At 60.3% G+C, this 7404-nt stretch carries 4 protein-coding genes and 2 pseudogenes; 4 read left to right on the forward strand and 2 right to left on the reverse strand.

The features are described 5' to 3' along the window. A pseudogene (locus ACIOWE_RS07225) lies at positions 1–591 on the forward strand (RNA polymerase-binding ATPase); the annotation flags it as partial. A gap of 172 nt (positions 592–763) precedes the next feature. Here the strand turns inward: ACIOWE_RS07225 and ACIOWE_RS07230 are convergent. Beyond that, positions 764–2113: a spinster family MFS transporter gene (locus ACIOWE_RS07230; RefSeq protein ID WP_401389154.1), complete on the reverse strand. Its 1350-nt coding sequence runs from the start codon at positions 2111–2113 to the stop codon at positions 764–766. 302 nt (positions 2114–2415) lie between these two features. Here ACIOWE_RS07230 and ACIOWE_RS07235 point away from each other — a divergent pair, with 302 nt between their 5' ends. Continuing rightward, positions 2416–2784, forward strand: coding sequence for a YkgJ family cysteine cluster protein (locus ACIOWE_RS07235; protein WP_401389157.1), 369 nt, complete (start codon positions 2416–2418; stop codon positions 2782–2784). Between the two features lie 148 nt (positions 2785–2932). Continuing rightward, complete coding sequence (locus ACIOWE_RS07240) at positions 2933–5215, forward strand: putative bifunctional diguanylate cyclase/phosphodiesterase (RefSeq protein WP_401389160.1); 2283 nt, start codon at positions 2933–2935, stop codon at positions 5213–5215. Here ACIOWE_RS07240 and ACIOWE_RS07245 read toward each other — a convergent pair. Next, the gene (locus ACIOWE_RS07245; protein WP_401389163.1) at positions 5106–6002 is read right to left on the reverse strand and encodes an NAD(P)-dependent oxidoreductase; all 897 of its coding nucleotides are present in this window, start codon (positions 6000–6002) and stop codon (positions 5106–5108) included. The genes ACIOWE_RS07240 and ACIOWE_RS07245 overlap by 110 nt on opposite strands. A 196-nt stretch (positions 6003–6198) precedes the next feature. Between ACIOWE_RS07245 and ACIOWE_RS07250 the strand changes: the two are divergent. Next, positions 6199–7404, forward strand: a pseudogene (locus ACIOWE_RS07250) (hypothetical protein); the annotation flags it as partial.

Consider the following 7404-nt stretch of genomic DNA (forward strand, 5'->3'; position numbering starts at 1 on the left):
CGAGAAGACATGCAGTTCATCACCTGGGAACACCCGATGGTGCAGGGCGGCATGGATCTGGTGCTGTCCGGTTCGATGGGCAACACCGCCGTCGCGCTGATCAAGAACAAGGCGCTGAAACCGGGCACCGTGTTGCTCGAACTGCTGTATGTCAGCGAAGTGGTTGCGCCACGCTCGCTGCAGCTGGGTCGTTACCTGCCGCCGGCCGCCCTGCGCTGCCTGCTCGATGCCAACGGCAACGATCTGTCGGCGCGCGTATCGTTCGAAACCCTCAACGATCAACTGGAAAGCGTGCCGCGTGCCAGCGCCAACAAGTTCATCCAGGCCCAGCGCGATCAACTGACGCCACGGATCAACGCCGGCGAAGACAAGATCACCCCGCGTCACGCCGAGCGTGTGGCCGAGGCACGCCGTCGTCTGGCGGCCGACACCGACGAAGAACTGGCGCGCCTGACCGCGTTGCAAGCGGTCAACCCGACCGTGCGTGACAGCGAACTGGTAGCGTTGCGTGAACAGCGTGAGCAGGGTCTGGCGATGCTGGACAAGGCTGCTTTGCGACTGGAAGCGATTCGAGTGTTGGTGGCGGGCTAAACCGCCCTGCTCCAGCGCTGAAAACAAAAAGGCTCGCAGCAATGCGGGCCTTTTTGTTTGCCTGTTATTTATCCGGTGATGCTACTGGCCCTTTCGCGAGCAGGCTCGCTCCCACAGGGATTGTGTTCACGCTGGAGATCCAATGTGGGAGTGAGCCTGCTCGCGAAAGCGGTTATGCCGTCGCCGCTGCAACCTCTGGCTCAACGACAGCAACCAACCCCTCCTTCATCCGCTGCGCATCCCGCACAAAACAGCGCGCCGCCAGAAACAGAAACACCATGGTCAAGAACAGCGCCACCGGGATCAGATACATAGCGTCGTGCAGCCCAACTGCCTTGAACGCTTCGGTCATCTGCTCCGCCCCCGCCGAAAGCATCGCGGTATGCGCGAAATGATCCGACAACCCGCCGACCACCACCGGCCCCAAACCACCGCCGAGCAAATACAACCCGGCAAAGAACAACGCCATCGCCGTCGCCCGCAAGCGCGGTTCGACCACGTCCTGAATCGCCGTGTACACGCAGGTGTAGAAGTTATAGGCAAACAGCCAACCGACGCTGAACAGCGCAACAAACACGCCAATCTCGATCCGCCCGGCATGCAGCGCCCACGCCGTGCACAGGGTCGAGATGATCAGGCTGAACGCGGCGAACAACAGCCGTCCATTGGCCACGCGTTGGTGAATCTTGTCAGCGATCCAGCCACCGAGGGTCAGGCCGATCAGCCCGGTCACGCCGACAATCAACCCGGTCGCCACCGCCGCTTCCTGCAACGGCATGAGGAAATAGCGTTGCAGCATCGGCACCAGGAACGAGTTGCAGGCATAGGTGGCGAAGTTGAAGCACAAGCCGGCCATCACCAGCCACAGGAAGGTCGGCACGGCGAGGATCCGGCGGACAGGTTTGTCGACTTTCTCCTGCGAGACCTGCACGGTTTCCGCCGCGCCGCGCTTTGGCTCCTTGATGAAAAACATGAAGATCGCGAGGATCAGCCCCGGTACGGCGGCTATGAAGAACGGCGCGCGCCAGCTGTCGAATGCCTTGACCATCCAGCCGATCGTGAAGAACGCCAGCAGCAGCCCCAGCGGCAGACCGAGCATGAAAATACCCATGGCCCGCGCCCGACGGTGGGCCGGAAACAGATCACCGATCAGCGAGTTGGCGGCCGGTGCGTAACTGGCCTCGCCGATACCGATGCCCATGCGCACGATCAAAAAGCTCCAGAAGCTGCCAACCAGACCGTTGACCGCGGTCAGCGCACTCCACGTCGCCAGGCCCCAGCCCATCAGTTTGCTGCGTGAGCCGGTGTCGGCCATGCGCCCGAGTGGCAGGCCGGCAATCGCATAAACGATGGTGAACGCCGTGCCGACGATCCCCAGCTGAAAGTCGCTGAGGTGCCATTCCATGCGGATCGGTTCGATGATGATCGCCGGGATGGTGCGGTCGAAGAAGTTGAACAGGTTGGCGAGGAACAGCAGGAACAGAATGCGCCAGGCATTCGCCGCTTGGGTCGAGTTCTGCATGGGTCCGTCTCTTTATTGTTATTAGGGCTTCACTGCCGACGCATCCGAGCCCGGAACCTGCAATCTAGTCAGGCTGGCAGAGGCTGTCTGTGATCATTCGTCTGCCTGATATCGGGCCATGGCACTGTAACGAAACGTAAGCCCTTGATAACGCTGAAGTCCCTTGAAACCCGGGGCTTTCGTGGCAAAACCTTGCCACAAAAAAATAGTTTCTCGCCCCCCTTCCCAAGTTCGTGGCGAAGCCTAGAATGGCGACCGGATCCGCCCGGATCTCCCGATCAATCCCTTTGATACCCGCCCCCATGTCCGAAGTCAGTCCGTGCCTGAATTGCGGTGCCTGCTGTTCCCATTTTCGCGTGTCTTTTTTCTGGGGTGAGTGCGCCTCATCCGGGGGCACCGTGCCCGATGAACTGGTCACGCAGATCAGCCCCAGCCGGGTGGCGATGAACGGCACCGACTGCAAATCGCCGCGCTGCACGGCATTGGTCGGTGAAGTGGGCAGCAACGTGCAGTGCTCGATCTATGAGCAGCGCTCCAGCCCCTGCCGTGAATTCGAATCGTCGTGGGAAAACGGCGAACAGAACGTCGACTGCGACAAGGCCCGCGCGCGCTTCGGTTTGCCGCCCCTGCAACCCGACTGGGCCGAGATTCCTTTCGACAAGAGCGCCTGACCCTTAGCGCCAATCGCTATGAGCCTAATGTCAAAATCATTAGGGCCAATGTGCCACTATCGCTTGCACCCCGAAAACGGCCTCTATACTCCAGTCATTCGCCTGCGTTGACGACGCAGTAAGGACGACTTCAGAGACGGGGCATGCTATGGAGTGGCTTGGTTTGCAGTTTGTTACCGAGCTGCCGGAGAGCGGGCAGGTCATTCTTGAATGCACACACAACCCCTTGCTGGTGCTGGTGGCTTATCTGGTCGCTTGCGCCGCGAGTTTCGCTACCCTCGACATGGCCGAACGGGTCGGCCACGCTGAAGATCCCGGCTCACAGCGACTGTGGCGCTGGATCGGCGCAACGTGCCTGGCCGGCGGCATCTGGGCCATGCACTTTATCGGCATGCTCGCCTTCCAGGCGCCGATCGACATTCAGTACGACTTGCCGATCACCCTGTTTTCCCTGCTGATTGCCCTGCTCGCTTCATGGCTGGCCATGCACACGCTGAGCGAGGCGCTACCCAGCCTGATGCATTACCTGAAAACCGCCATCGTCATCGGCCTGGGCATTGCCGGCATGCACTACGTCGGCATGGCCGCGATGCACTCGGTCGCCACGGCTTACTACCAGCCCGTGTTGTTCAGCCTGTCGATCGTGATTGCCATCGTCGCCAGTTTCGCAGCTTTGTGGGTCGCAGGTTACTTGCGCGAAGGCAGTGGCGTCTTTCATCAGATGCTCAAGTACACCGCTGCGCTGATTCTCGGCGCCGGCATCATCAGCATGCATTTTACCGGCATGGCCGCACTTCACTTGGTGATGCCCGAAGGCAGCGTGCCAACCCTGGCGGCAGAAACCGGCCATATGCAACTGGGCCTGACGGTGGCGGTGATCACGTTGCTGATCCTCGGCAGCGCAATCAGCGCAGCGTTGGCCGACAAAAAGCTGCAGAACAAGGAACATGACCTGCGCCGGGTCAACGCCTTGCTCAGCCAACTCGATCAGGCACGCATGTCGCTGCAACAAGTGGCCAATTACGACGCCCTGACCAATCTGATCAACCGTCGCGGCTTCAACCAGATCTTCGCCGAAAAGCTCAGCCAGAAAGCCACCGAAGGCGGCATGCTCGCGGTGATGTTTCTCGATATCGACCACTTCAAGCGGATCAACGACAGCCTCGGCCACGACGCCGGCGACGCCTTGCTCAAGGTCATCGCCAATCACATCAAAGGCTCGGTGCGCAGCCATGACGATGTGGTGGCGCGTTTCGGTGGCGATGAGTTTTGCATCCTGATCGGCCTGAATGACCGTGAAGAGGCGCGCGGCATGGCGCAACGGATCATGCTGAAAATGAAAGAGCCGATCGAACTCGCCGGACGCCGGATGGTGATGACCACCAGCATCGGCATCAGCCTGTATCCGGAAGACGGCACCACTTGCGAGGAACTGCTCAAACACGCGGATCTGGCGCTGTATCAGTCCAAAGGCGCGGGACGCAACGGCTTGCACTTTTTCAGCTCCAACCTCAAAACCCGCGCCAGCTTCGAGCTGCAACTGGAGGAAGAACTGCGCCATGCCCTGCGCGAAGAAAACGGTCTGATGCTGTATTACCAGCCGATCTTCGAACTGAAAACCGGCCGGGTCACCAAGCTCGAAGCGTTGATCCGCTGGCAGCATCCGCTCCATGGCCTGCTGACCCCGGACCGCTTTATCAGCATCGCCGAAAACAATGGTCTGATCGCCGAGCTGGACAACTGGGTCTTGCGTCGCGCCTGCAAGGATCTGGGGGAACTGTCCCGCCATGGCTGCGAAGAACTGAAAATCGCCTGGAACTGCTCACCACTGAACCTCGCTCGGGAAGAGCTGGCGGACGAAATCGAAAGTGCATTACGCACCGCAGGCGTCGCGCCGGAGCGTCTGGAACTGGAAGTCACCGAAAACGCCCTGATGGGCAACATCGCCAACACCCTGGTGCTGTTGCGGCAGATCCGCGCCCTCGGTGTGTCGCTGTCGATCGATGACTTCGGCACCGGCTATTCATCGCTCGCCTATCTCAAGCGACTACCGCTTAACACCCTGAAAATCGACCGTTCGTTCATTCTCGATATTCCCAAAGCCACGGCAGACATGGAGATCGTCCAGGCGATCATCGTCATGGCGCACACCCTGCATTTGCAGGTGGTCACCGAAGGCGTGGAAAGCCTGGAGCAATACGAGTTCCTTGAGCGTTCGGGCTGCGATTTCATTCAGGGTTACCTGCTCAGCCGCCCGGTGCCGCTGGACGAGTTGCGCCCGGTGCTGGAGGAAATCAATCAGCGCAAACATTCACACACGGTCAATCCGTTGATTCTGGCGCGCGGTACATTTGCACCAGTGTCGCTGGATCTTTCGCCAAAAAGCCTTGCGCCCCGTGCAGGCGCATCAATTGTGCGGCCAATCCGCTGATCGGCGTTGCGGAGCCTTGCTCGCGGGAAAACTTCACCGCCGTATCAAGATCCTTGAGCAGTGTGCGCACGTGCCATTTGATCGGTTCAAAACGGCTTTCGGCCATTTGCGGGGCGAGAATCTGCAACGGTTTCGAATCGGCAAAACCACCGGCCAACGCTTCGGCAATCAGACTGGCATCGACTCCCGCCTGCTCGGCCAGCGCCACCACCTCGGCAATTACCAGCGCATTGCAGGCCACGATCATCTGATTACAGGCCTTGGTCACCTGACCGGCGCCGACGCCGCCCATGTGCGTAACGCGTTGCCCCAGACCGAGCAGCACCGGGCGCACCCGCTCAAGGTCCGCCACCTCGCCACCGACCATGATTGCCAGGCTACCGGCCTCGGCCCCGACCACGCCACCGGAGACCGGCGAGTCCAGCCAGGTCATGCCGGTTTGCTCCAGCAACTGCGCCGCCATCTCACGGGTCGCCGTCGGCTCAAGACTGGAAAAGTCCACCAGCAACTGACCGTGCTGCGCGCCCTCGGCAACACCGGCCGGGCCAAACACCACCTCACGCACCACCGCCGTGTCCGCCAGGCACAACATCACCACGTCGGCGTGTTCACACAGTTCACCAGGGCTGGCTACCTGTCGGGCACCGGCCTCGACCAGTGGCGCGCACTTGGCCGGATTACGGTTCCACACCGTCAGCGGATAACCCGCTGCCAGCAGGCGCCGGCACATCGGCAAGCCCATCAGACCGATTCCGGCGAACCCCAACGAAGGTAGCGTTGACATCATTTAGCCTCCTTTTGATTAAAGATCGCCGAATAATGGCCGATTCATCAACGATCAGGAAAGGATTCCCCCAAGCGACAGTCAGGCCAAGTCCCTGACGCTCGGGCTCAATTCGCGCAAATAAAGACGCGAGATCTTATTCCGTGAGGTTCGCAGGCAACTGGCCAGCGAGCCAACCAGTCCAGGTATATGGCGCACAATGACTTCTAAAAATAATCCCGCCCCTGCGGTATCCGATCTGACCCTGAGCCCTGCCGCCAACAGCCCGTCATCGTTGAAGCCATTGGTCCCGTCGCGCCCGCTGTCGACTCAGCAATACCTGTACTTCACCGAAACCAATACCGACCGCATCCTCGACAACCTCGATGGCCTGCGTGATCTGGTGTTCCCGCGTCCGCCGCACCTGGAAGGCGACAACGAACAGCACAACGATCAGGAATTTCCGTCGGTGTGCCTGATCGGCCTCGGTCGCTGCGGCTCCAACATCGCTCTCGACGTCGCGGAGCTGGTGTACAACGCGCGCAAGTTCTACCTCAACGAATTCAACAACGAAGACCGTGCGGCGGACCGGCGTCTGGCCGACAAGGGCTACAGCCCGGCCCAGTGGATCAAGAACAACCTGCGCATCGGCCCGAACAAATCCACCAAACCGGTGTTTCTGGTGGAGCCGCTGGTGATGCTCGGCGACCTCGACAAGGACATCGCCGGGCGCATCCGTTTCTCGCGCAAGGGCGAGAAAAGCGGCTTCCTGCGCGACTACAGCAAAATGAAGATCATGGACTTGTCCGAAGTCCACGCCGGTGGCGCCGGTAACGCGCCGATCCTTGGCCAGTACCTGGCGAAGATCATCCTCAACAAGGACACCCAGCGTTTCTCCAGCCCTGACTGGAAAATGATTCACTCGTACCTGATCGACAGCTGCGGCATCAAGGCCAACCAGTCGCGCCTGTACTTCTCGATTTTCAGTGCCGGCGGCGGTACCGGATCGGGTATGGCCTCGGAATTCGGCCTGGCCCAGCAGCACTCGTACATGAACAAGACGTTCGACACCAAGCCGATGGACGAACATGACGGCAAGAGCGGTCATTCGTTCGTGTTCGAGCCGATCTTCACCAGCGGCATCTGCGTGCTGCCGAACATCTCCGACCATCGCAGCGAAATGTCCGAGGCGTTGCACATCAACGCCGGTCGCCTGCTGTGCAAATATCTGTCGGAAGAATGGGATTTCTCTTACAACTTCGCCAACGAAGACAGCAGCGAAGCCAGCGTCATGGGCCGTATCCGCCCATGGAACGCGATGATGTCGTTGGGGATCAGCAACATGGGGGGCCCCGGGGGGGGGCGGGCCCGGGGGGCCCCCCCCGGGGCCCCCCCCCCCCCCCCCAAAAAAAAAAAAAAAAAAAAA

Origin of the sequence: Pseudomonas sp. NPDC087598 (assembly GCF_044743525.1) — a bacterium.
Classification (GTDB): Bacteria; Pseudomonadota; Gammaproteobacteria; order Pseudomonadales; family Pseudomonadaceae; genus Aquipseudomonas.